The sequence below is a fragment of the Bacteroides intestinalis genome (genome assembly GCF_003464595.1).
Lineage (GTDB): Bacteria > Bacteroidota > Bacteroidia > Bacteroidales > Bacteroidaceae > Bacteroides > Bacteroides intestinalis_A.
This window is the reverse complement of record NZ_QRZF01000026.1, coordinates 17,466-43,544: the sequence shown is the minus strand read 5'-3', so window position 1 is coordinate 43,544 and position 26,079 is coordinate 17,466. Positions and strand designations below refer to the sequence as shown.

At 44.1% G+C, this 26,079-nt stretch carries 20 protein-coding genes; 7 read left to right on the top strand and 13 right to left on the bottom strand.

The annotated features are described in order from the left end of the window. Positions 1-3: 3 nt before the first annotated feature. From DWW10_RS23190 to DWW10_RS23180, 3 genes are read left to right on the top strand one after another with little or no spacing between them, the layout of a single operon-like run. Positions 4-1,449 (top strand): lipopolysaccharide biosynthesis protein, encoded by a 1,446-nt coding sequence (locus DWW10_RS23190; protein ID WP_022392914.1) that lies wholly within the window; start codon positions 4-6, stop codon positions 1,447-1,449. A gap of 54 nt (positions 1,450-1,503) precedes the next feature. Continuing rightward, positions 1,504-2,874 (top strand): TIGR00341 family protein, encoded by a 1,371-nt coding sequence (locus tag DWW10_RS23185; protein ID WP_022392915.1) that lies wholly within the window; start codon positions 1,504-1,506, stop codon positions 2,872-2,874. A 16-nt stretch (positions 2,875-2,890) separates the two neighbouring features. Then, positions 2,891-5,026 carry a S46 family peptidase gene (locus tag DWW10_RS23180; RefSeq protein ID WP_022392916.1) on the top strand — a complete coding sequence of 712 codons (2,136 nt, stop codon included), beginning with the start codon at positions 2,891-2,893 and terminating at the stop codon, positions 5,024-5,026. A gap of 33 nt (positions 5,027-5,059) precedes the next feature. Here DWW10_RS23180 and DWW10_RS23175 read toward each other — a convergent pair whose 3' ends face one another. Continuing rightward, positions 5,060-7,372 (bottom strand): TonB-dependent receptor, encoded by a 2,313-nt coding sequence (locus tag DWW10_RS23175; RefSeq protein WP_118422258.1) that lies wholly within the window; start codon positions 7,370-7,372, stop codon positions 5,060-5,062. 280 nt (positions 7,373-7,652) lie between these two features. On the opposite strand from DWW10_RS23175, the gene DWW10_RS23170 reads away from it, so the two are divergent. Continuing rightward, complete coding sequence (locus tag DWW10_RS23170) at positions 7,653-9,320, top strand: tetratricopeptide repeat protein (protein WP_022392919.1); 1,668 nt, start codon at positions 7,653-7,655, stop codon at positions 9,318-9,320. A 51-nt stretch (positions 9,321-9,371) separates the two neighbouring features. Here DWW10_RS23170 and ahpF read toward each other — a convergent pair whose 3' ends face one another. The 3 genes from ahpF to DWW10_RS23155 form a co-directional block, all read right to left on the bottom strand. Further along, positions 9,372-10,931: an alkyl hydroperoxide reductase subunit F gene (gene ahpF, locus DWW10_RS23165; protein WP_022392920.1), complete on the bottom strand. Its 1,560-nt coding sequence runs from the start codon at positions 10,929-10,931 to the stop codon at positions 9,372-9,374. 89 nt (positions 10,932-11,020) lie between these two features. Continuing rightward, positions 11,021-11,587 (bottom strand): alkyl hydroperoxide reductase subunit C, encoded by a 567-nt coding sequence (gene ahpC, locus DWW10_RS23160; protein ID WP_007211096.1) that lies wholly within the window; start codon positions 11,585-11,587, stop codon positions 11,021-11,023. A gap of 119 nt (positions 11,588-11,706) precedes the next feature. After that, a complete protein-coding gene (locus DWW10_RS23155) occupies positions 11,707-12,633 on the bottom strand; it encodes a hydrogen peroxide-inducible genes activator (RefSeq protein WP_022392921.1) in 927 nt (308 codons plus the stop codon). 216 nt (positions 12,634-12,849) lie between these two features. Between DWW10_RS23155 and DWW10_RS23150 the strand changes: the two genes are divergently transcribed. Next, a complete protein-coding gene (locus DWW10_RS23150; protein WP_022392922.1) occupies positions 12,850-13,341 on the top strand; it encodes a Dps family protein in 492 nt (163 codons plus the stop codon). A gap of 59 nt (positions 13,342-13,400) precedes the next feature. Here the strand turns inward: DWW10_RS23150 and DWW10_RS23145 are convergent, their stop codons facing one another. The 5 genes from DWW10_RS23145 to DWW10_RS23125 form a co-directional block, all read right to left on the bottom strand. Then, positions 13,401-14,267, bottom strand: coding sequence for a DMT family transporter (locus tag DWW10_RS23145; RefSeq protein WP_118422259.1), 867 nt, complete (start codon positions 14,265-14,267; stop codon positions 13,401-13,403). An 80-nt stretch (positions 14,268-14,347) separates the two neighbouring features. Beyond that, positions 14,348-16,303 carry a DEAD/DEAH box helicase gene (locus DWW10_RS23140; protein ID WP_118221475.1) on the bottom strand — a complete coding sequence of 652 codons (1,956 nt, stop codon included), beginning with the start codon at positions 16,301-16,303 and terminating at the stop codon, positions 14,348-14,350. 151 nt (positions 16,304-16,454) lie between these two features. Then, positions 16,455-17,525, bottom strand: coding sequence for a tyrosine-protein phosphatase (locus tag DWW10_RS23135; protein ID WP_022391764.1), 1,071 nt, complete (start codon positions 17,523-17,525; stop codon positions 16,455-16,457). Positions 17,526-17,627: 102 nt separating this feature from the next. Then, the gene (locus DWW10_RS23130) at positions 17,628-18,557 is read right to left on the bottom strand and encodes a carbohydrate kinase family protein (protein ID WP_022391763.1); all 930 of its coding nucleotides are present in this window, start codon (positions 18,555-18,557) and stop codon (positions 17,628-17,630) included. Then, positions 18,545-19,150, bottom strand: a complete 606-nt coding sequence (locus DWW10_RS23125) for an SIS domain-containing protein (RefSeq protein WP_022391762.1) — start codon at positions 19,148-19,150, stop codon at positions 18,545-18,547. The genes DWW10_RS23130 and DWW10_RS23125 overlap by 13 nt, the downstream gene beginning before the upstream one ends. A gap of 155 nt (positions 19,151-19,305) precedes the next feature. On the opposite strand from DWW10_RS23125, the gene DWW10_RS23120 reads away from it, so the two are divergent. Further along, positions 19,306-20,553, top strand: a complete 1,248-nt coding sequence (locus tag DWW10_RS23120) for a M16 family metallopeptidase (protein ID WP_118221478.1) — start codon at positions 19,306-19,308, stop codon at positions 20,551-20,553. A 7-nt stretch (positions 20,554-20,560) separates the two neighbouring features. Here DWW10_RS23120 and DWW10_RS23115 read toward each other — a convergent pair whose 3' ends face one another. From DWW10_RS23115 to DWW10_RS23105, 3 genes are all read right to left on the bottom strand, one after another. Further along, positions 20,561-21,700, bottom strand: a complete 1,140-nt coding sequence (locus tag DWW10_RS23115) for an AAA family ATPase (protein ID WP_118422260.1) — start codon at positions 21,698-21,700, stop codon at positions 20,561-20,563. A 126-nt stretch (positions 21,701-21,826) separates the two neighbouring features. Continuing rightward, the gene (locus DWW10_RS23110) at positions 21,827-22,732 is read right to left on the bottom strand and encodes an alkaline phosphatase family protein (protein ID WP_022393208.1); all 906 of its coding nucleotides are present in this window, start codon (positions 22,730-22,732) and stop codon (positions 21,827-21,829) included. A 182-nt stretch (positions 22,733-22,914) separates the two neighbouring features. Further along, complete coding sequence (locus DWW10_RS23105) at positions 22,915-23,658, bottom strand: DUF6266 family protein (RefSeq protein ID WP_118422261.1); 744 nt, start codon at positions 23,656-23,658, stop codon at positions 22,915-22,917. 449 nt (positions 23,659-24,107) lie between these two features. Here DWW10_RS23105 and DWW10_RS23100 point away from each other — a divergent pair, with 449 nt between their 5' ends. Further along, positions 24,108-25,448, top strand: a complete 1,341-nt coding sequence (locus tag DWW10_RS23100; RefSeq protein WP_118422275.1) for an ATP-binding protein — start codon at positions 24,108-24,110, stop codon at positions 25,446-25,448. A gap of 27 nt (positions 25,449-25,475) precedes the next feature. Here the strand turns inward: DWW10_RS23100 and DWW10_RS23095 are convergent, their stop codons facing one another. Further along, a complete protein-coding gene (locus DWW10_RS23095; RefSeq protein WP_022392171.1) occupies positions 25,476-26,063 on the bottom strand; it encodes an epoxyqueuosine reductase QueH in 588 nt (195 codons plus the stop codon). Positions 26,064-26,079: the final 16 nt, after the last annotated feature.

Here is a 26,079-nt window from a genome sequence, read left to right as displayed (position 1 = left end):
AACATGGCGGGATTAAAAAGCTTAGCAAAAGAAACAGCTATTTACGGGGTGAGCAGTATTGTAGGACGTTTTCTCAATTATCTGTTAGTGCCTGTATATACGATAGCTTTACCTGCATCATCGGGTGGTTATGGTGTGGTTACGAATATATATGCCTGGGTGGCATTGATGCTGGTATTGCTGACGTGTGGTATGGAAACGGGGTTCTTCCGTTTTGCCAATAAAGGGCAAGATGATCCGATGCGGGTATATTCCACCACCTTGTTGAGCGTAAGTTTCGGTTCAGTGGTATTTGTAGCTTTGGGATTATTGTTTTTGGAACCTATTGCCGGATGGTTGGAATACGGAGAGCACCCCTGGTATATAGGTATGATGATGATTGTGGTGGCAATGGATGCTATTCAAAGTATTCCGTTCGCTTATTTGCGTTATAAGAAACGCCCCATTAAGTTTGCTGCACTGAAGTTGTTGTTTATCTTCCTCAATATTGCTCTCAATCTTTTCTATTACGTCGTTCTGAAAGGGAATGATGTAGGTTATGCTTTCCTCTTCAATCTGATATGTACTTCTGTTGTCATGTTGTGCATGATACCGGAACTGAGGGGATTTACCTATGTATTGGATAGAGAGTTACTGAAACGGATGCTTCGTTACTCTTTGCCATTGGTGATACTGGGTGTGGCAGGTATCTTGAATCAGGTGGCCGATAAGATTATTTTTCCCTTTGTTTATCCTGATGAGGCTGAGGCTACCATACAACTCGGCATTTACGGAGCTGCCAGTAAGATTGCCATGATTATGGCCATGTTTACTCAGGCATTCCGCTTTGCTTATGAACCTTTTGTATTTGGTAAGAGCAAGGAGAAAGATAGCCGTGAGATGTATGCCCAGGCTATGAAGTTCTTTATCATCTTTACTTTACTCGCCTTTCTGGCAGTAATGTTCTATCTGGACATTCTGCGCCATATCATCGGGCGTGATTATTGGGACGGATTACGGGTAGTACCTATCGTTATGGCGGCGGAAATCTTTATGGGCATTTATTTCAACCTGTCTTTCTGGTACAAGCTGATTGATGAAACCCGTTGGGGAGCTTACTTCTCATTGACAGGCTGCACTATCCTGATATTGATGAATGTCTTCCTGATTCCGAAGTATGGCTATATTGCTTGTGCTTGGGCTGGATTTACAGGATATGGCGTTGCTATGTTGCTTTCTTACTTTGTGGGTCAGAAGAAATATCCGATACAGTATGATTTGAAAGCAATCGGTATGTATGTGCTTCTTGCTGCTGTGCTTTATCTCGCTGCCGAATATGTGCCGATAGACAATATCTACCTGCGTATGGCATACCGTACAGTTCTGCTGATACTGTTTATCGCTTACATTGTGAAGCGTGATTTGCCGCTGAATCAAATACCAATTCTGAACCGTATCATAAGACATTAGAATAGTCCGCATGGCAAATTGTAAATTGTAAATCGTCAAATTGTAAATGATATGATGGAAACACCTGAACAAAACCGAAATGTCTTTGCCGTTAAAAAGTTCCTGAGCGAGTATCTTGATCTGAGGAAAGACAAGGACAATGAGCTGGAAACAGTAGACTCCATCCGCAAAGGAGTAGAGTTTAAAGGGGCTAACCTGTGGATTTTGATCTTTGCCATTTTTATGGCATCATTGGGACTGAATGTCAATTCCACGGCCGTAATCATCGGTGCCATGTTGATTTCTCCACTGATGGGACCTATCATGGGGGTGGGACTTTCTGTCGGTCTGAATGACTTTGAATTGATGAAACGTTCACTGAAGAGCTTTCTGATAACCACTCTGTTCAGTGTAACTACAGCTACTATCTTCTTTCTTGTAAGCCCTGTTGCCGAAGGACAGTCGGAGCTTCTGGCACGTACTTCACCTACGATTTATGACGTATTCATCGCATTGATGGGTGGTCTTGCCGGTGTGGTTGCCCTATCTACCAAGGAGAAAGGAAACGTAATTCCCGGTGTTGCCATTGCTACGGCTTTGATGCCTCCACTCTGTACGGCAGGTTACGGGTTGGCAACGGGTAACTTGGTTTATTTCCTCGGAGCATTTTATCTCTACTTCATTAATTCGGTATTTATCAGTCTTGCTACGTTTGCCGGGGTGCGTGTGATGCACTTCCAGCGTAAAGAGTTTGTGGATAAGAAGCGGGAGAAGAAAGTACGCCAATACATTATACTCATTGCTGTGCTGACTATGTGTCCGGCTGTTTACTTGACGGTAGGCATTATTCAGAGTACTTTTTATGAGAGTGCTGCCAACCGGTTTGTTGCCGAACAGCTTTCTTTTGAGAATACACAGGTATTGGATAAGAAAATCCATTATCATGGCAGCAAGGATAATGAGATACGCGTGGTACTGATCGGACAAGAAGTTCCCGAGGCTTCGATTGCCATTGCCCGTAGCAAGATGAAGGATTATAAGTTAGGTGAAACAAAGCTGATTGTTCTTCAGGGAATGAATAATGAAGCTGTGGATATTTCTTCTATCCGGGCTATGGTGATGGAAGACTTCTATAAGAACAGTGAAGAACGACTGGTGGAACAAACAAAGAAGATTACGGTGCTGGAACAGAGCCTGGCAAGATATAAGTCTTTCGATGAATTGGGCAAAAAGATTGTTCCGGAACTAAAAGTACTTTATCCATCAGTGAAAACAGTTTCTATCTCTCATGCCATAGAACTGACGGTTGATTCGGTACGAACAGATACCATTACACTTGCCGTACTGAAGTTTGGCAAGCATCCCGACGCCCACGAGAAACAGAAAATCACCGAATGGCTGAAAGCACGTACGGGAGCGAAACAACTAAGACTGATTGCAGAATAATTTAATACGAAATAGAATGAAGCTAAAGTATATACTGATTGCTGCTTGCAGCCTCTTCACGTTGACGGGACAGGCGGACGAAGGTATGTGGATGCTGGGAAACCTGAATAAACAGACCCGTAAAACGATGAAAGAACTCGGCCTGCAAATGCCTGCCGATAAACTATATAATCCGAAGAAACCCTCATTGAAAGATGCAGTAGTCAGCTTCGGAGGATTTTGTTCCGGTGTGGTAGTGTCGGAAGACGGGTTGGTGTTTACCAATCATCACTGCGGCTTCAGCAGTGTGCAGCAACATTCATCAGTGGAACATGATTACCTGAAAGATGGTTTCGTAGCCCGTAGCCGTGCAGAGGAATTGCCTAATCCGGAGCTTTACGTTCGCTTCCTGCTTCGTACAGAAGATGTGACCAAGCGTGTGCTGGGAGTTGTTAAGCCTTCGATGAACGAGATGGAACGTTCCAGTGCGGTAGACTCTATGATGATGGTAATAGGTGGTGAGGTATCCCTGAAAGACTCCACTTTGCTTGGCGTGGTAGATGCTTATTATGGAGGCAATGAATTCTGGCTTTCCGTTTACCGCGATTTCAACGATGTGCGGCTGGTGTTTGCACCTCCTTCCTCTGTCGGTAAGTTCGGCTGGGATACGGACAACTGGGTGTGGCCCCGGCATACAGGAGATTTTTGTGTATTTCGTATTTATGCAGATCGCAAGAATCGGCCTGCCGATTACTCCCCTGATAATGTCCCGTATCATCCTGAATATGTAGCTCCGATTTCACTGGATGGCTATAAGGAGGGCTCTTTCTGTATGACGATAGGTTATCCGGGAAGTACGGAACGTTACCTTTCTTCATTCGGCATCGAGGAAATGATGAATAACTCCAATCAGGCTCAGATTGATATTCGTGGTGTGAAGCAAGCCATCTGGAAGCGTGAAATGGACAGTAAAGACAGCATACGTATTAAGTATGCTTCCAAGTATGATGAAAGCTCCAACTATTGGAAGAACAGTATCGGCGTCAACCGTGCTATCCGTAAGTTGGGAATCTTAGATAAGAAGCGTGAAATGGAGCAAGAAATCCGTCGGTGGATACAGCAGAATCCGGAAGAACGTGAGAAGCTTCTTCAACTGTTTACGGATTTGGAACTGAACTACAAGAACCGCCGGGAGATAAACCGTGCGCAGGCTTACTTTATTGAGTCTTTCCTGTATGGACCGGAGCTCGTGCAGCTTGCCCTGAAGATTCTGAACTTTGACTTTGAAGGGGAACAGAAAACTGTTATTGCTGCCTTGAAGGATATCGTTGAACAATACTCTAATTTGGATCTGGATATAGACAAGGAAGTATTTACGGTACTGCTGAAGGAGTATCGCTCAAAAGTGGATACCACCTTCTTGCCGGAAATCTACCATACTATCGCACAGAAATATGATGGGGATGAGAAAGCTTTCGTAGATAGTCTTTATGCAAGTTCTGAGCTGACTACTCCCCGTGGATTGAAGCGCTTTCTCGAACGGGATACTACCTATCAGATTTTCGATGATCCGGCTATTTCACTGGGCATTGATATGCTGACAATGTTGTTCGATATGAATATGCAGACGCAGGCGCCTACTACGGAAATCATTCGTGGAGAACGCCTGTTGAATGGGGCTATCCGTAGGATGTATGCATCTCGTAATTTCTATCCGGATGCTAATTCCACCATGCGATTGAGCTTTGGGACGGTATGCGGCTATACTCCGTTTGACGGAGCGGAATATGATTATTATACAACGACAAAAGGTGTACTGGAGAAGGTGAAAGCCCATGTGGGAGATGTGGATTTTGCAGTACAGCCGGAGTTGGTATCTCTGCTTTCTTCCCGTAATTTTGGAAGATATGCCGATGAAAAGGGCGAAATGAAGGTTTGCTTTATCTCTAATAATGATATTACCGGTGGCAATAGCGGCAGTGCGATGTTCAATTCGAAAGGTGAATTGCTGGGATTAGCTTTCGATGGAAACTGGGAGGCTATGGGCAGTGATATTCTTTATGAACCGAAGATGCAGCGTACCATTGGAGTGGATGTGCGCTATATTTTATTTATGATTGAGAAATACGGGAAAGCTGGGAACCTGATTAAAGAATTGAATATTATCAATTAGTGGGCAGGTTCCCGCATTTCCTGAGGGAGACAATTATTTGTTTCCGGACAAAATACCTGTATCAGTATCCTTATTATTGATTCTTCTGCCTTGACTGTTGCGCTTCTTTCCGAAGTCCAGGTTGAAGGATACGTTTACCATGAACAGAAGCCTTAAGTTCTTGGAATATGCTAACTGGCGATAGGGAGCCGATTTTGAGAGGTTCTCTATTTCCTGTTCATACTTCTTGGTGAACGGGTTCAGCACCCCGACAGACAGGCTCCATTTCTCTGTATTATATCCTGCCATGATGGTGTGCAGTTTCTCCTCTTTAGTCAGCGTTTCACCCCACAGAGTGTGGTTGCTGGTATTCATTTCTGCCATCAGTACCCAGTTCTTGTACATTGCCATCAAGCTGCCTCGCAGCCCTGCATTGGTGTGTGTATGCGTGTAGGTATTGCCGTAACTGATATAGCGGTTCAGGAACGGAGTAAGCTTGATAGAGATATACTCTCTGTAAGGCCGTATCTGTATAGATGTCTCCAGATTGATCCGGTGGAAACCTTTATGATTCTCGGTAGTGCGGACAAAATACCCGTCTTCGTAGTAGGTGTTTTCCATAATCGGCTTACTGTCATAACTGTATCTTCCAAACAAATCGACAGATACATACTTGCTTTGCCAGCTGGCAGATAGTGTATTGGCATAGAATGTAACAGACTTTAAGTCGGGATTTCCTTTGCGTATCTGGTACTTATCCATTGCTTGTGAAATGTCGTTCAGGTCGGACAGGGAAGGAGCATAGCCCGACACGTATCCGTTGTATCTGAAAAACCACTTCCCATTTATAGAGTACGACAGGCTTAAAGAAGGCTTGACTATATACTTCTCGGAAGAATACTGCTCCTGGCTGTTATAAGTTCTCATAGCTCCAATCCCTACAGTGTAGTTCAGTGCTTTTATCTTGGATTGATACTCGGCAAATAAGTAAGTTTCGGTCGTATTCATCGTGATTCTATTTTCTATATTGCCCGAATATCTGTTTTGCAAATAGGCCTGTGTATGCTTGATACCTCCGGTAAACTTACCCGTATTGAATTGTTTTTCGTAGATACCTTCACCGATGATGGAGTACTTCTCACCTTTGGTTTCCGAATAGATATCCGTATCATTATTGTCATTATTAAGGGCTTTCTGCATAAAAGTCCGTTCATTCTTGCTGTCCAGATAAGAAGCCACTACATCCGCATAGATTGTCTGTTTGTTTTTCAGATTTCTCTGGTAATAGATATCCAAAGAGGGGATAAGTACTTTGGAGGCGGAAAGGTCGGATATGGAGTAGGAGGTATCTCCTTCATACAATGTACTGATTCTGTCCGACATGGAACTGGGGGTATCACTGTATTGGTTTCTGAGAGCAATGTTGAGAAGTTGCTTGTCATTATCCTGATAGCTGTAATTGAGGTTGAAGTTAAGGTTATCATACTTTACTTTAGTAGGTTCTCCTACTTCTCTATTCTCTTGATAAGCCTCCGGGAAGTGGAAACTTTCATAGTTTTCGCGCGTCCACTTCAGATCTCTCTGTCCCCAATATACGGTAGTGCTGAGTTCAGACTTGTTGAAGTGGTATTTGGCTGCGAGGTTATGTTCGCCGTATCCCGTATCGGATACTCCGTTGGTGAGATCAGCAGAGATACTTCCTCCCGATTCCCTTCTCTTTATAATGTAGTTTAATACGGCACCTGCATTTCCGTAGCGTGCGCCGGGATTGTCTATATACTCGATGCGGATCACATCTGCCGGGCGGATGGAAATTATTTCAGCTTGAGTCACTTCTACACCGTTAATCCTAAGTTGTACATTGTCTCCTCCGGGAACCGTGATGCTGTTGTCTATCGGATTGATCAGGATGCGTGACAGTTGCAGATTTCTCAGTAAGGAAACTCCGTTGGAAGCAGCTTTGGTTTGCATTTCGGTCGGGAGGATAATTTGCCGGTCGGTCTTTTTGATGATGGGGCTCGCTGTGACGGTAACGCCTTCCAACATTACATTATCGGGTGACAGGGGCAGTTCTCCCAGATTCAGATTGGCTTGCAGGTTATGGATGGAGAGGCAGGAATTCTCGTATCCGACGCATGAGATGCATAAGATATAATCTCCATTATTGACCTCTTTCAGTAAGAAGTGTCCGTCGTTGTCTGTGGCAGCTCCGGTGATGAATGCCGAGTCTTGAGTCATCAGGCTGACATTGGCATACTCGATGTTCTGATTGTTACTCTCATCGATGATTTTCCCTGTGATTTTGTTTGCAGCCATCAGGGAGGTGCATAGGAATAATACTTCTAAAATGATACTTAATCTTTTCATTTTTCTTATTATTTTTAGTGATTATTTCTGTTCTTTGAACATGACAAAGGTAGAGCGATAGAAACAGAAAAGCGGTTTATATGCGGTACTAAATAAAGTGCAATGACTTTTGCAACTATTTGAAAATTAAAGGGTTTTGAGCTGCGCTTTATGAAAAAGTTTATATCTTCCCATTTCAGGTTTATATATAAAGAAAAGTGCAAAAAAAGGGAGACCGTAACTTCCGTTAATTGATAAATATCTATCTTTGCAAAGACTTAAAGCAAGAAGGAAAAACGGCATGAAAGCATTGAAACATGGTTTGATAGGTTGGGTATGCGTGTTGGCATTAGCAGCATGTACGGAAGTCCTGTCATTGCAACGCATCCAAATAGAAAAGGCGGAGCGAATGTTACAGCAGAATGCAGAGGAGGCGATTGCTCTGCTTCGGTCGGTGAAAGATCCCGAAGTATTGCCGGACTCGTTGCGGGCACGGTTTGCGCTGGCTATGGGGCAAGCCCACTATAATGCGCATTGGGTGATGAATGAAGATTCTTTGCTGTTATACGCTCTGGATTATTATGGAAGACCGGATGTGGGTGACACATTGCGTTTGCTGCGTACCTACAAACTGGCGGCGCATTACTTCTACGATAGCGAGAGATATAAAGAAGCCACTGAGATGATGGTTGAAGGAAATCGCATTGCAACCCTGCGCGGCGATACGGCTGCCTGTCTTGATTTGCTGCGTTCTGTAGAGAATATAGGGGAAGGCAATGATGATTTTGAAGGCCTGATATGCCTACAGAAGCAATTGATAGCTATAGAGCCTGATTCCACCCGACAATATAATAACTACAACAGCCTGGCAATATCGTACTACTGTGCAAATCAGAATGATTCTGCACTGTTGGCTCTCCGTAAAGCTACTGAATGCCTGTATACCTCCACAGACTCTTTGAAGGCATTGTACTATGTGATGCGCAACTACGCTGATATACTGAGTGATTCCGGAAAGAATCAGGAAGCCATCAATTTGCAGCGCCATAGTTTACAAGAATATAAAGAAACTAAACACCCTTTCGAGTCCTTATCTTATTATGCTCTTTCGCGTTATTTTCTGAATATGGGTCAGATGGATTCCGCTCGCTACTATATACAAATGGGAGATAGCGTGCGTTCACCCTATATTGACCAGGACTTGTCGTTGGCTAACTTTTATCTGGTACAGAAAACGTTGATGAATTATACGGATAGCCGCTCTTTTACAATTCGGGATGTGGCGTTCTTCTCAAACCGGCTGTATAACAACTTTATCCGTGACCAGCGGGTGATAGCCCAAAAAGGAAAGGTACAACTGTTACTGCAACAGCAGAATATGAATCTCCAATTGGAAAAGCAGAAAGAACGGACCTTCTTTGTCGGATTGGTGGCTCTCTGTATTTTGTTGTTGCTGGCTGTTGCCTGGTATTTGCAGAGAAGAAAGCATTTGCTTGTAGAGAAAGAAGAAGAATTGGAAGCCTTGCGCCGTTTGTTGAATGAGACGGAAGGCGATGAAAGCGGCAATAATGATAAGTTTGTCAAGAAGATGCTGCTTCAGCAGTTAGGCCTGATACGTATTGTGGCTACGAATCCCAGTTCCGATCATCAGGAGCTATTGGTACAGATGGGACGGATAGCCAATAAAGATGTAGCGGTAGATGATTTGCTGGTTTGGAGTGATTTATATAAGACTATTGATATGGTGCATGATGGCTTTTATACCCGTATCAGTCAGAAGTATGGAAAGATCCTGAATGAAAAGGAACTGCAACTCTGCTGTTTGTTGAAGTCGGACTTTTCAACGAAAGAGATTAGCGTGGTTATTCAGCAAAGTATACGGACGGTGTATCAACGTAAGACGGTTATACGGCAGAAATTGGGCATGGAAGAAAAAGAGGATATTGCTGAATTTCTTTCTAAGAGATAGGTACGCGGACGACGCGGATTAGGCGGACGAACGTATCGTCCGCGTACCTATTTATGCAATTCCCCGGATGCGGTCATCAAATGCCGACAGTGCCGCCTTTGCACCTTCACCCATTGCAATTACTATCTGTTTGTAGGGAACGTTCGAAACATCTCCTGCCGCATAAACGCCCGGAAGCGTGGTGCGACAAAAAGCATCGATCTTGATTTCGCCTATTGGAGTCGTTTCCAGCATATCACGGAAAGGAGCACTATTGGCTGCCAGACCAATCTGTACGAAGATACCATCTAATGGGAAATCCCGTTCTTCACTACTTACACGATCTTTGACGCGGATAGCTGTTACCTTATCACCGTTTCCCACTACCTTTGTGGTCTGTGAAGAAGTGAAGATTTCTACATTCGGCAAGCTTTGTGCCTTTTCTTGCAGTACCTGGTCAGCTTTCAGCGTATCAGCAAATTCAAAGACAGTTACTTTCCGGCAGATACCTGCCAAGTCGATGGCTGCTTCTATACCGGAGTTTCCGCCACCGATAACAGCTACGTCTTTCCCCTGATAGAACGGTCCGTCGCAATGCGGACAAAAAGCAACTCCTCTGCCTATATACTCCGTTTCACCTTCCACATTCAGTTTGCGCCAGCTTGCGCCGGTGGCGATGATAATACTGGGAGATATGAATACTTCACCGCCCACTACTGAAATCCTCTTTTCTTTTCCTTGAAGCTCCGCCTTCTCTATCTTACGGTCTTCAAACAAGTCGATGGGGTAATGATTGATATGGCTTCTTAAATTGTCTGCCAACTGTGCACCTGTAGTCTGCGGCACGGAAATCAGATTCTCGATTCCTACGGTTTCCTTTACCTGACCACCGATCTTTTCAGCTACAATAGCTACCCGTAATCCCTTGCGGGCTGAATAAATCGCAGCAGAGGCACCTGCCGGTCCACCACCTAATACGAGAACATCATAAGTCCGTGAGATAGGTTCTGCATTTCCCACAGGTTCGGAGCCGAACATTTCTTCCAGCTTTTGCAGAAGTTCGCCTAAGGTGCCGCGTCCTACATGAAGCAATTTACCGTTGGCATAGACGGACGGTACGCCTTGTATTTTCAGTGCATCCACTTCTTTTTGGAAAAGAGCACCGTCTATCATTTCATGCGTGACCTGCCCGTTCAGCAGAGCCATTATATTCAGGGCCTGCACCACATCGGGGCAGTTGGTACATGTCAATGATACATAAGTCTGCAATGAAATAGGTCCTTTCAACGCCTGAATGCGTCGGCTGATAGCTTCATCAGGAAGATTTTTCCCCTTTCCATCGGCATTCAGTACTGCCAGAAGCAAAGATGTGAATTCATGACCGTTCGGTATTCCGCGGAATTTGACACCGGTTTCTTTTCCGTTTTTCAGCAAAGAGAATTCCAACTTCGGTTCTTCGGTTTCAGTTACCTCACAGGAGAGTTTATCGGAACATCCTGCTACATCTTTCAGCAACTCTGTCAGTTCCTGTGCGCTTTCGTGCCGGGGATGGCAGGTGATATGAAAAGTGTACTGTGCTTCCAGGTTTTGGAAGACACTGCGTACTTGATTTAAAATGCTTGTTTCTAACATAACAGTATATACTAATGTAAGATAAAAGAGGCCCCCTCTATGTGTGCAATGGATAAAGGGGACCTCGCTAATAAAAAAGGGATGTGAACTTAAATTTTACCAACCAAATCTATACTTGGTTTCAGTGTTTCGCCGCCTTTCTTCCATTTTGCGGGACATACTTCACCGTCGTGTGTTGCAACGAACTGTGCTGCTTCTACCTTGCGGAGAAGTTCGTCGGCATTACGTCCGATGTTATTGTCCTGTATTTCGGCAATCTTGATTTTGCCTTCGGGGTTCACGACAAATGTGCCGCGGTAAGCCATACCTTCTTCTTCAATCATTACACCGAATGCACGTGTCAGCACGCCTGTAGGGTCTGCCAGCATCGGATACTTGATCTTGCGGATACTTTCGGATGCATCGTGCCATGCTTTGTGCACGAAGTGAGAGTCGGTACTTACCGAGTATACCTCTACACCCATTGCCTGGAATTGCTCGTATTTTTCAGCGATGTCCACCAGTTCGGTAGGGCATACAAACGTAAAGTCTGCGGGATAGAAGAAGAAAATAGCCCACTTGCCTTTTACATCTTCGTTAGTTACTGTTTTGAAACTTCCGTTCTGGAATGCCTGAACTTTGAATTCAGGAAGCTGAGAATTGATAATTGGTTCCATAATCTTTTTTGTTTTAAAAGGTTTAGTACTTTGTTTTTTCGATGATGCAAAAATATAGCATCTTTTGCCGATAGAACAAAAAAAACGATTGAAAAGATTTATGGGCCGATAGACGAAATCTATACAACGCACTGAGTTGCCCGCAGGGACAGCATTTCGCGGGGTACAGACGCTTGTATTTCTTTTGTGAGTACCTCCAATAAAGTGGTTCGTATGAAGTGCTCATTGGTGATAAGAATGATCTGCCGGGTAGGAGTGGGAATGGCAAAGGGGCGCACCAACTCCTTCTGTGTATCGTTAAGCTGATCGATGGCAAGTTCGGGAATGAAGGTAACACCTTTACCGCTTTCTACCATACGCATGAATGTCTCCATACTACCTAGATGATAAGCGATCTGGCTGGCTTGCGCCGCTTTCATCTGGCAGAAGCGAACTAACTGGTCGCGGAAGCAATGTCCCTCGTCCAGCATCCAAAGCTGTTCGTCGCTGAGATCGGAGGTACGGATAATCTTATTATCGAACAGATTACTTTCGCGCGCGATATAAGCATAGAATTGTTCGTAGAATAAAGGTATCTGGCGGAAGTCATCCTTCTCGGGCAGGGTGGCGATAATGCCGGCATCTATGTCTCCTTTTATAAGGGCTTGTTTGATGTCCTTCGTTTTCATCTCCGTTACGCGGATATCCAGTTTAGGATATTTCTTCATCAGTTGCGGAAAGAAGCGGGGCAACAGATAAGGGGCAATGGTGGGGAGTATACCTAATTTAAAAACACCCGACAAGGAGTGCTTTTCTTCTTCAATAATATCCTTTATATGGCCTGCCTGTTCCAATACGATACGGGCTTGCTCTATTACGAGTTGTCCGACGGGAGTAGGGCAGATGGGTTGTTGGCTACGGTCGAATATCTTGGTGTCTAACTCGTCTTCCAGTTTCTGTATCATGGCACTCAGGGTGGGTTGAGTTACACGGCAATGTTCCGCGGCTTTGGCGAAATGACGGAACTGATTAACGGCAAGAATGTATTCCAGTTGTTGTAAAGTCATGATAAATAAGGGGTTTGAACGGGTTATATAGATTCTGTCTATGCAAAGATAGAAATTATCTGTTTGACAAGCATTGGTTTCCGCCTTATCTTTGTACAAAAAACGAAGAAAGGCTGCATCTCAACATAATCAAGCAAGCTTGCTTCTGCTTTCGATTTGCACTTTCTTTGCAACAGAAAAAAGAAAAACAGTATAAATTATTAAAACCATAAAATTATGAAGACTTTAAATTATATCAAGTTAAATGAATCGGGAGTAGCTAACGTAGTATCAGCATTGCATCAGCTTTTGGCAGATTTCCAGGTGTACTACACGAATCTGCGCGGTTTCCACTGGAACATCAAGGGACATGGTTTCTTCGTATTGCACGAGAAGTTTGAAAGTATGTATGACGACGCAGCCGAGAAGGTGGACGAAATTGCAGAACGTATCCTGATGTTGGGTGGTGTACCCGAAAACAAGTTCAGCGAATACCTGAAAGTTGCAAAGGTCAAAGAAGTATCTGACGTAGCTTGTGGTAGCGATGCAGTCAGCAATATTCTTGAAACTTACGGATACCTCATTGGTGAGGAAAGAAAGATCATTGAACTGGCTAATGAAGCTGGTGACGACGTTACTGCCGACCTGATGACAGGCTATCTGAAAGAACAGGAAAAGATGGTTTGGATGCTGGTTGCTTTCAGCACAAAAGGATGCACAGACAAATAATATATAGGTTTAGGTGATAAATGATGGAAAGGTGATAGAGTGGTGGAAACACTGCTTTATCACCTTTTCAGTATGATAACCGTAACCGCCGAAATAATCAGCATAATTCCTAAGGCAATACTTTGAGTGAAAGGTTCTCCAAAGACGAGAATTCCGACGCAAACAGCAGTTACAGGCTCCATAGCTCCCAACACCGAGGTGAGCGTGGAGCCTATGTTTTTAATAGCGCGTACCAGCGCAAGATTGGAAATAACAGTCGGTACTAATGCCAGCATCACCAGATTTCCCAAAGTTATCCGGTCCGGGATGGCTTGTACGCCGATGCCTGTTGCTGTCATCCCGATGAAAAGGAGAATTCCGCCAAACAGAAAGACATAAAATGTCATTTTCAGCCCTTTCATTTCAAGAGATTTTAGTTGACTGACGGTAACCAGATAGAGAGCATAACCCAATGCAGAGAGTAAAACAATAAAAATGCCCCATAAAGTAACAGTTCCCGTAGTGTCGCCATGCGAGAGGAAGAAAACACCGCTTACTGCTAAAAGAATTGCCGCTATACGCCAGATGGATTTCTTTTCGCGGAAGAAAAGCATCATGATAAGTGTAGTCAGTACAGGATACATGAAGTGAATGGTAGTAGCTACTCCGCTCGACATGAATTTGTATCCCCAGAATAGAAATACAGCGGAACAATCGTACAGAAATGCCAGTAGTAAAAGTGGAAGTATCTCTTTCCTGCGGATGCGGAAAGATTGTTTATCGAGTAACAGGATACCTGCCAATGCCAGCATGGCAAAGAAAAAACGGTAAAGCAGAATGGACCAGAATTGCATGCCTTGATGCATGGCAGGAATGGTGAACAGCGGAATAAGCCCGAAGCTCGCCGAAGAAAGAAGTCCATATAAGAATCCGTTTACTTTATTCACGTTAATAAGTGATTAGTGGTTAGTGATAAGTGACTAGCAGTTGTACTAATCACTCATCACTAACCACTAATCACTATGAATCATTTCTTCTTGGGTGCCCGTCTTGCCCAACCTTCTTCACTGAAGTCAGGTTCCTTATCGCGGAATTCTTTGTTGTCCTGAAAGAACTGTCTCCAGTCATCCTTCTTGCCGCGTGCTTGGGAGTATCCACGGTCTTCACGACTTGGCTTGCTTTTCTTTTTGTCAGCCGGGGCACTCTCAGATTTACTTCTGTTACTTCTGGGAGCATCGCTACGCTTTTCATCTTTGAAACTACGCTTCTTGCCATCAAACTCCTTTTTGCCATAACTGCTTCCTTCGCTTTTACGTCTGCCTTTAGGAGCTTCCTTGCCTTCTTCGCCTGCAATTTCTACAGATACCTTACGACCGTTCCAGTTGGCACGATTCAGGGCTTTTACTACGTTGTTGGCTTCTTTTTCATCCACTTCGAAGAATGAAAAGTTTTTCATCAGGTCAATGCGTCCCAATTCCACCCGTCCACGGGTATTACCATTCAACAATCCTATCAGTTCATTCGGGAAGAAATTATCCATCTTACCCAGATTGATGAACAGGCGGGTAAATCCAGGCTCTGCTGTGCGATTGCTACTTCTACGGTCACCACTGCGCTCATTGCCACTTCTACTGTTGCGTTCGCCACGGCTATCGGTAGGCATTTCTATTTCTTCGCGATTGCGGTAGTATTCTGAGAAACGGTTGAACTCGTGGGAAACCATACGTTTGATAAGGTCTTCTTTGCTCAACCAGTCCAGTTTACGGTATATTTCAGGCATAAAGTCAGCCATATCTTCTTCGTTCACTTTCACCTTTTCCAGGTCGTCGATCACTTTCAGAAGCTGTTTCTCGCAAATCTGTTTGCCGGTAGGCATTTCACCAATAATAAACTTCTTGCTGATGATACGTTCTATTTCGCGCATCTTACCTTTCTCGCGCAAGTTGATGATGGCAATAGAAGTACCGGTTTTTCCGGCGCGTCCCGTACGTCCGCTACGGTGAGTGTAACTTTCGGTATCATCCGGCAGACCATAGTTGATGACATGTGTCAAGTCGTCTACGTCCAGTCCGCGGGCGGCAACGTCCGTGGCAACCAGGATCTGTATATTGCGAATGCGGAATTTTTGCATAACGGTATCACGTTGTGCCTGACTTAATTCGCCGTGCAGTGAATCGGCATTGTAGCCGTCCTGCATCAGCTTGTCGGCAATCTCCTGCGTTTCTTTGCGCGTACGGCAGAAAATGATACCGTATATCTGCGGATAATAGTCTACAATACGTTTCAGAGCCGCGTATTTATCTTTGGCATGAACAGTGAAGACTACATGCTTCACGTTGCTTGTACTTTCATTTTTCCGTCCGATAGTGATTTCTTTGGCGTCACGTAAGTACTTCTTTGAAATACGTGCAATCTCCGGGCTCATAGTGGCGGAGAATAATAACGTATTACGTTCTTGAGGCACATCGGCAAGAATGGCGTTAATGCTGTCTGTGAATCCCATATTCAGCATTTCGTCCGCCTCGTCCATCACTACATTCTGGATAGTGGTGAGCGATACTGTTTTACGTTCCATCAGGTCGAGTAGTCGTCCCGGGGTGGCAACGATGATATGTACACCTTGTTTCAAGGCACGTATCTGGCTATCTATGGATGAACCACCATATACGGGCAATACCCGCAATCCGGTGATGTATTTGGAATAGTCATTCAAATCACCTGCAATCTGCAAGCAAAGTTCGCGTGTAGGGCAAAGTATAAGGGATTGTGGAATCCGGTTCTTTACATTAATTTTCTGGATAAGTGGCAGGCCGAATGCGGCGGTTTTCCCCGTTCCTGTTTGTGCAAGTGCTACAACATCATTATTTTCTCCTAAAAGGTAAGGAATCACTTCCTCTTGTACCGGCATGGGACACTCATATCCCATTTCTTCAATGGCGCGGCGTATCTCCGGCGACAGACCGAGCTCTTCAAAATTCTTCATTAAATCTTTGTATATCTTTATATTCGGGCACAAAGATAGAACAAATTTAGTGATTAGTGATTAGTTATCAGCGATAAAATTAAATATCAGGCTTATTTTTTTGTCAATGATTTAAGTTTCGTATGTAGTCTGACAAACTACATGCGAAACATCACTGATTGTCTTTCACCAGCAAAATACTTTGCAACTTCTTAATTTCTTCTTTCTTGAGTCCGATAGCCCTTTCCAGATAGGTATCCACATCGCCGTACCGACGTTCTATTTCTTCTTTGGCAGCATTCAGGAAGTCTTCTCTGGCTGAATAAACAGTCGTGATGGCTTCTTGTGAACGTGCAGGCAGATTATAGGCATAACGTGAAGCGCTGGGAATATTGAAATAATCATTGCTGAGGCGATAATCTTCCATGATAATATCGCTGTTCACACCAAGAGAAGCGAGTATCAGTGCCGAAGCAATGCCGGTGCGTCCCTTACCGGAGGAGCAATGAATGACGACAGGATAGTTGGCACTGTCCAACAGGATATCGAATATCTGTCGGTATTCATGGTGGTAGTTCATCACTAACTCGCGATTCATCCGTTCCACCATGCGGTATACGGTGTCACTCTTTATTTTTTGTTCCTGAATACCTTTCAGAATATCTTCCATATCTCCCGTTTTTATAGGAATATGTACGACATTAAATCCTTTTTGTAATGGGGTATGTCCTTTTAACTCTGATTCGGAGCGCAGGTCTACAATAGTCTTGATGCCTATATTCTTTAGCTCCCTGCGTGAGTAACATTCCAGACTGTCTATCTGCGCCGACCGGTAAAGCATGCCCCAGCGCAATCGTTTCTGGGCAGGATATGACGGATACCCTCCCATGTCGCGGAAGTTCTGTATACCAGGGATATTGACATTGCGGGTAGCAATCTTTACACGGTATTTATCATTGAATACGAGGGTATAGTAATATCGCCTGGTAGGGTCCGTGGTAACAATTGTCATTCGCTGGTCGGCAATATTTGCCATGGCTACCGGGGAGTCTTCGGGAATATAGTTCGGATCGGTAGAGGCGTATACCTTTACGTTTCCTTTAATAAGGGGAGCTATTTCCCATTTGACGATACTATTTCCAACGTTGTTTTCTTCACAAACAACGGAAATATGAGGAGCTGTGCCGCTACAAGCCGGTAGCAGCAATACACATGTTAGCAAGTTCAACAGATTTCTATACATAGTTTTTTTGTCTGAGCGTATAATGCAAAGATATGTATTCTGCTGACTTTTGTTACTTCAAGGCGCAGAGTTTCACAGAGTTTTTTCTCCTTTAACGGGGATTTAGTTAATGGGAGGCAACTGTCGGGCAAACTCGGGTGATATAGAATTGTTAAAACTCCGGCATACATCTGCCGAGAACTCAATGCCGCAACGGATAATCTTGTCCCAGGTGGCTTCGTCTATTTGTCCCAGATCACTGTGGCGTACATTGTACTTCAGCAGGCCATAGATGATACCGGCATTGAAGTTATCACCCGCTCCAATAGTACTGACTGCCTCCAATGGCGGAATAGCATACTCTTTGGTAATGCTTTTCGTACGCAGTGAAATCTCTTTGGCTCCGGCAGTACAAAGAAAGTTAGAGCAATAGAAGCGAATCTTATCTTTGTAGACCTTGTCCACTTCCTTTTGATTATACATATAGAAGAAATCTTCTATAGAACCGCGTACAATGTCGGCATATTCCAGATTCTCGATGATGGTTGATGTCAGTTTTATGGCTTCATCTTTATGCGAGGAGCGGAAGTTAGGATCGTAATAGACAATTGCTTTCTTCTCACGTGCCTGCTCCAACAGATCCTGAACCTTATCGCGCAGCACCGGATTCAGGGCGAAGTATGAACCGAAAACTACGATGTCGTCTTCTTCCAGTTTTGGGAAGACTACATCCAGCCGTTGCTTGGGATAATCCTTATAGAAAATATATTCCGCATCACCATGTTCGTTCAGGTAAGCCAGTGATACGGGAGATTTGCCATCGGGGAACACATTGACATATTCGGTAGACATGCCGCTATCCTGCATGAATTGCAGAATTGTGTTGCCCACCCGGTCGTTTCCCGTTTCGCTGATGAAGCTCACAGGTACGCCTGTCCGTGCCAATGACACGATGCCGTTAAATACTGAGCCACCCGGTACAGCTGCTGTCGGCTGCCCGTTGCGGAAAATGATGTCAAGGATAGTTTCTCCTATACCGATTACTTTTCGCATAATTTTCTTGATTTTTCACCCAAATACCCACCGTGATGACGTTTGGAGTAGTCTCCAATCGTAAAGCCAGTCTGTTGCATTACCTGTACTACAAGAATATCACCGATAACGGTCATTACAGTAGTCGAGGTGGTGGGCGTCATTCCCAGAGCGCAGACTTCGTTAGGCTTTCCTGTGCTGAGACATACATCAGACTCATGAGCCAACGGACTATCCGGATTTCCGGTAATAACAATAAATTTAAGCTCTGGGTTCAAATTATGAGCTAATTGTGTGAGTTCTACGATTTCGCGTGTTTTGCCGGAGTTAGAAATCAATAGCAGTAAATCGTTTTCCTGCAAGATACCTAAGTCGCCGTGTTGAGCTTCGCTGGGATGCAGAAATACGGAAGGGATTCCGGTAGAACAGAACGTAGTTGCAATGTTCATGGCAATCTGTCCTGCTTTTCCCATACCCGAAGTTACCAGTTTCCCTTTCCGCCGGTGAATTTGTTCCACGATAAGTTCTACTGCACGCTCGTAAGCGTCTGTCACGGGGATGTTTAGAACAGCTTGTGCCTCTTTCTGCAAAAGCTCTTGAATGGATTCAATCATTATACTATTTTTGTTAGTAGTTAGGTTATAGCCTACAAATATCTGCAATTTTCCATAAATGGCAATAAGTTTTATTGTATTTTTGCTTTGCGAAGATAGGGGGAGCTCATCAAATTGAGTTATCTTTGCGCCTTCAATCAGTTTTGAACGTAAGAATGAAGAAGTTAGCACTTTTCCCTTTACCGGGACATAACGAATATACACTTGCCAACGGTTTGCGTATTATCCATCAACCGGCCTATTCCAATGTAGCTTATTGTGGTTTTGCTGTTGATGCCGGAACCCGTGATGAGCTTGAGAATGAACAAGGCATGGCGCACTTTGTGGAACATCTTATTTTTAAAGGTACACAGAAGCGGAAAGCCTGGCATATTCTCAATCGTATGGAGAATGTAGGTGGTGACCTGAATGCTTACACCAATAAAGAAGAGACGGTTATCTATTCTGCTTTCCTTACCGAGCACTTCGGCCGGGCCTTTGAATTGCTGGCGGATATTGTATTTCACTCCACCTTTCCGCAACGTGAGATTGAGAAGGAAACGGAGGTAATCATTGATGAAATCCAGTCTTACGAAGACACGCCTTCCGAACTTATTTTCGATGACTTCGAGGATTTGATCTTCCGCGGACATCCGTTGGGACGTAATATTTTGGGTAATCCTGAGTTGCTGAAAACCTTCCGGAGTGAAGATGCTGCTGCTTTCACTTCCCGCTTTTACCATCCGGGAAATATGGTTTTCTTTGTTTGGGGCGATTTGGATTTCAAGCAAGTTATCCGTTGGGCAGAGAAACTCCTTATAGATGTTCCTGCGGTATCGGTGGATAATCGTCGTATGCCTCCTCCTCTTTATACGCCCGAGAAGCTTACTATACATAAAGATACGCATCAGGCTCATGTCATGATTGGTAGTCGTGGATACAATGCCTATGATGATAAACGTACAGCCCTTTATCTGCTGAACAATATTCTTGGAGGCCCCGGTATGAATAGTCGTCTGAACGTTTCTCTGCGTGAACGCCGGGGATTAGTTTATAATGTGGAGTCCAATCTGACTTCTTATACGGATACAGGCGTCTTCTGCACCTATTTCGGATGCGATCCTGAAGATGTGGATACATGTATGCGGTTGGTAATGAAGGAACTTAAAAGCTTGCGTGATAACAAGATGACTTCCCAGCAACTGGCTGCTGCCAAGAAACAACTCATCGGACAGATAGGTGTAGCTTCGGATAATAATGAGAACAATGCCCTCGGTATGGCAAAGACCTTCCTGCATTATCATAAATATGAAACCTCCGAAGCGGTTTATCAACGTATTGAACAACTTACTCCGGAGATTCTATTGGAAGTGGCGAATGAAATGTTTGCGGAAGATTATCTGTCGACGTTAATCTATCGCTGAGTATCCTTTATTGATTGGCATAAGGCAACGTCTGCAACCACAACTCCATAAACCGGTCGTAGATGCAATAACCTTTGTCGGATTTGAATACATATTCCTTGTTTATTAATGTTTTTAGAGCCGTGTTTATGCTACTGGTACCTTTCAAGCCATACTTTTTGATGAAAGCCGCACTATTGATGGCTGCTACTACTTTTTCTCGTGCAATGGCACGTAGCAGGGTGGATTGATTTTCGGTCAACATTCCATATAGTTGCTGGTAAGAATCTATTTCGGAATGAACGATATCCGCTATACACACTTCAATCAGTTTCTCATCAATGATTGATTGAGGTTGCTCGTAAAGTCGATTCAAGATATATTGCATGTACCAGGTATGTCCTCCGAAGCGTTGATAAATTTGCTGAAACAAGTTTTCTTCCAGTTGTTTGCCTCCCTGCTCCATCCAAGAGCGGGTAAAAAGGAAGTATTCCGCTGGAGGTATAGGTTGTAAGGCCATTTTCTCCGTACTCCGGTAGAAAGGACGTTTGGCAGAAGTGAAGATTTCATCCATAAGATGTTGTTTGCTCCCGGAAAAGATGAAATGCACATGAGGCAGGAACTGAATGTAAGAACGCAGTAATCCTTCTACGCCTTTTTCCGGATAATCCGTAATTTGCTGGAATTCATCAATAGCTATGTAGCATTCTTTACCTGAATGTTCCAGATATTCGAATATTTCTTTCAAGGTGGCCTGCGCTTGGGAGGGTTGGAAATCAAGTGTAGCCTGTGGAGTCCCGTTCAGTGGGTCGGAAGAGAATACAATGCGACAACTTCTGAAGAATCCTGTAAGTGTAGTCAATGCTTTCTGTGACAGTGTATCCAGCTTTCCAATAACTGTTTGGCCGAAAAGAATGATAAAATCATTCAGGCAAGTTGTGGAAAAGATATCCATGTAGAAACAAGCTGCTTCCGGCTCTTCCTGGTTAATTTGATAGAAAGCATTCTTTATCAGTCCGGTTTTCCCCATGCGGCGTGGACTCATCAAAGTGATGTTGCGTCCATTCCTTAAGGCAGAAATTAATTTCTGTGTGTCCTCTTTCCGGTCACAAAAATAGTCTGGTCCGGCATAACCGTAAACCAGAAAAGGATTCGTTATTCTATTCATAAGCAAAAGTTTATGTGCAGCATAAAAAGTGTAGCACTTTTTGTGCTACACAAATTACGCAATAACTTTCGACTTCTGCAAATGTTTCAGAGTGAATTATGAGAATTCGTGTGAATCTGACTCTTTTTATTTAAATACCTGCTTCATCGGTCTTCCAATCCAAACTTGCGGTTGTTTCAGTCCGAAGATGTAGGCAATGGTAGAAGCAACGTCATATTGCATCATACTTTCGTGGAATTCACCGCTCTTCTTCACATTCTTACCGGAGATGATGAAAGGCGTCTGCATCTCGTTCATGGTTTTGCCACCATGTCCTTTTTCAATGCCACCGTGGTCGGCAGTGACGATAAAGATGGTTTCTTTCAGCATGCCGGCATCTTTTACGGCTTGAATAATACGGGCTACATAGGTATCCAGTTCTTTCAGTTTGGCATAATACTCAGGAGTGTCGTGTCCGGCTTGGTGTCCTACGTGGTCAGGATTATCAAAACAGACGGCGAGTAGGGCTGGCTGTTTCTCTTTGATATAAGTTTCCGCCATTGTGCACAGAGCCTCGGGATGCTTGTTGTAATCGGGAGCCTGCGCATAGTGGCTCAAAGAAAGTGTATCCACCAGATATTTGATACCGTCCCATTCGTACAGGCAACCGATTTCGGCTTCGGGCTGTGCATCGCGCAATAATTGGAAGATAGTGGGGAAAATGCCATGCTGATTGAGTTCGCGCGAAGGTAATTCGGGTGTTTTAGATCCCCATTGCGTGTACCCGTGCAGTTCAGGACCGGCTCCCATAAACATGGAAGCCCAGTTGATGGCACTTGAAGAGGGGAGTGTGGACCGTTTTTCGAGCGTATAGGCTCCGTCAGCCATCAGTTGCTTGATAGTAGGAATATCTGCCTTGGGAACACTATAGGCTCCCCAGCCATCCAAACCGATTAATACGACATGTTTTGCTTTTCCTTTAGCGTTACAAGGAGTGGCAACCAGCAGCACTGCAAGGATAGAGAGTGCCAATGTGATAGTAAATTTCTTCATGTTTTTCTACTTTTTACGTTAACTGCCGGCAAAGTTACGGAAATTATTACGCTGTATCTGCCAGTTTTATACGCGAAAGATGCCTCTATTGTCCGTACATCCCGATTATTATGAATATGATTATCGTATTTATAATAATCTAAAGTTGCATGATTATGGACAGAATGTGGTGTCATCTGGAATTACCCACTTCTATACGATCTGTCTTGAAAGCCCTTTGGGGAAAAAGAATGGTGAATGAGGTTTTTGATGAATATGGCATTATCTGGTGTTGTTGCTTTTGACATTCTTTCAGTCATTGTTACAGTCAGGCGAATGCTGTTGGCTACACAACTTCCATCGGCACTGCAAAAGCTGAGATAAGCAATTAGTTCATCGTTCTGCCAGTCAGCCGGAAGTTGCAGCACGGCGTGACAACCGGAACGTAGGGCGGCTTCCGTATTGTAAACGGCTGTTTCTTTATTTTTGTTGTACACCAGTAGCATGGCTATATCCGTATCTTCTGCATTTCCCATGCCGCTATTATCCTGCCAGTTAAAGTACATTTGATCCTCATACTGTGTGGCTGTTCCCTCGAATACGGGCATCAAGGTTCCCATGGAAACCAATGCCCGGTTAAAGTCAATCGAGGTTTCTTTCCCGTTGCCCGTCACGGCTCTTTTCAGTATATAGGACATGGCAGCATTGAATGCGGACTTTTCCTGTGTAAATTCCTTATAGCCGATACGAATAAAAGGTTTTATGGCTTTCAGGAAACCGAATGCCGTGGCAAACTTACCTCTCTGTTCCTGCTGTTTCGGCGTGCGCGGATTGCTGACTTTGGCTGCCCGTGCACGTATGTAGTATTTTGATTTCCAGTGAAACCCTACTACCGGTCCCACTTTGCCGGAGAAGCCTCCGAGTATGCCTTGATTGATAATTCCCATGATGTCGCATTTTAAATTGGCTATTCTGTTTCTGACGTAAAGGTATATATTTATATTTCCTTCCGCCAAACGATTTTAGCGGTTTGTCTTCACGAATGTGATTTTTGCGTCCGTTTGCAGCGATTTGCTTAGTTGGCTATTCTTGCTTGGGGTTGATGGCTTAAAATATCTGCTTCTTACTTGGCATACACTTGCTCCGTATCAAATCCATACTTTCTCCACATAGAGGTACCTCTGAGTGGAGATTGTACGGAGCAAGTATAGTCCGGATGTGGTTCGGATAGGGGGAAAAGAAGACTGTTACAAATTTTATTATTTAATTCTCTCTTTGCTTGTGATTTGCAACAATCATCTTTTGAATTTGCTTGTGATTTGGAACAAATAAAGGTTGAATTTGCTTGTGATTTGCAACATAATTCCTACCTTTGATGTTCTAATTACCTATGTATATGTTTGAAAGAGATATATTTATACGGTTACGGGAGTGGGCTTCGGGAGAGAAGCATAAGCCGTTAATACTTCGTGGTGCACGCCAGGTGGGTAAAACGACTGTGGTACATGAGTTCGGAAAAGAATTTGATGATTATTTGTATCTTAATTTGGAACGTGAGAAAGATGCGGCTATATTCGATGGTACGGGAGATGTACAAGAAATTATGCAAGCCATTTATTTTTTGAAACGTAAACAGAAGCGTGAAGGGCGTACATTGCTTTTTATTGATGAAATACAATGTGTGCCTCGGGCAGTGGCATTACTGCGTTACTTTTATGAAGATATGCCGGAAATCTATGTGATAGCTGCGGGTTCAGTGCTGCAAAGTCTTCTGAGGCAACGTATTTCTTTTCCGGTAGGTCGTGTCGAGTATATGTCGTTGCGTCCCTGCTCGTTTGGTGAGTTTTTAGGGGCGATAGGTGAAGGACAGATACGGGATGCCGTGTCCCAGTGTGCTTTGCCATCGTTGCTTCATGAAGAAGTGATGCGCCTTTTTCGCCAATATACACTTATTGGAGGAATGCCCGAAGTGGTGGCTGCCTATGCTGAACACCGGGATATTGTCCGTCTGGAAAGTATATATAATTCATTGTTGACAGGTTACAATGAAGATGTGGAGAAATATGCGGTCAATCGCACCCAAGTAGAAGTAATCCGTTTAATTTTAGAGCGAGGCTGGCAAATGGCAGGACAGACTATAAAGCTGGGAGGGTTTGGAGCTTCTTCCTATAAAGCACGTGAAGTTGGTGAGGCTTTCGAGGCTATGGAGAAGGCTTTTCTGCTTGAGTTGGTTTATCCGGTAGTAAGTACTGAAATTCCCTTAGTACCTGCTTTGCGACGGGCGCCGAAATTGATTTGGCTGGATGGCGGATTGGTGAATTATGCAGCAAAGATACAGCAAGAGGTTTTCGATGCAAAGGATTTGCTCGACGCTTGGCGCGGACATATTGCCGAACAATGGGTAGCTCAAGAATTGGCTTCTTTTTCCGGCAATATAGGTTATGCAAAGCGTAACTTCTGGGTGCGGAATACTCCCAGCTCGATTGCTGAAGTTGATTTTGTTTTTCAATATGGAACGCGTGTGGTACCGATCGAAGTGAAGGCCGGTCATAATGCTCATTTGCGTTCGCTACATCAATATATGGAAGAGGCTTCACACGACATAGCGGTCAGGGTATGGTCCGGTAATTACTCTGTGGATGAAGTAAAGACAAATTCAGGTAAGATATTCCGTCTGGTGAATCTTCCTTTTTATTATGTAGGGATATTGCCGGAAGTTTTGAAAAGATTGTCGTGAAACCTCCTGTTTTAACTTTCTACTTGTCTATAAAGAATCTTTTTCTTCCAGTCTTCGCATACTGAATTCGCAACCGCAATATTGCTGGTTATAGAAATCATGCTCTTTGAGAAGTTGGTTTCGTCGGTCTTGTAATCCTCCTTTTCGCCAGTTTTGTTCCCAGAAAGTGGTTCCGGGGTAAAGGGCGGCGGCTCTACGTCCCGCTTCGTTGATCTGATCGAGGCTTTTCCAGCGGGAAGAGGCGAGGGTAGTGGTGAACAGGGTGAAACCGTGCTCGGAGGCATAACGGGCAGTTTCTGCCAGACGAAGGTTGAAACATTTCAGGCAACGGCCACCTCGTTCGGGCTCATCCTCCATTCCTTGCATGGAGGTGCGCCAGAATGAGTAATCGTAGTCGCCATCTATAAAGTCAAGTCCTAACCCCTGAACATAGCGAATAGCCTCGGCTTTCCGTATTTCATATTCGGCCTGAGGGTAGATATTGGGGTTGTAATAAAACACGGTGGGGCGGATGCCGTTGGCAAGCAGGCATTCGATAATGGCAGAAGAACAAGGTGCGCAACAAGAGTGGAGCAGCACCTTGTCTTCATGGTTAGGAGTTTGAAGCTTTAACATCATCTTTTCGTCTTTT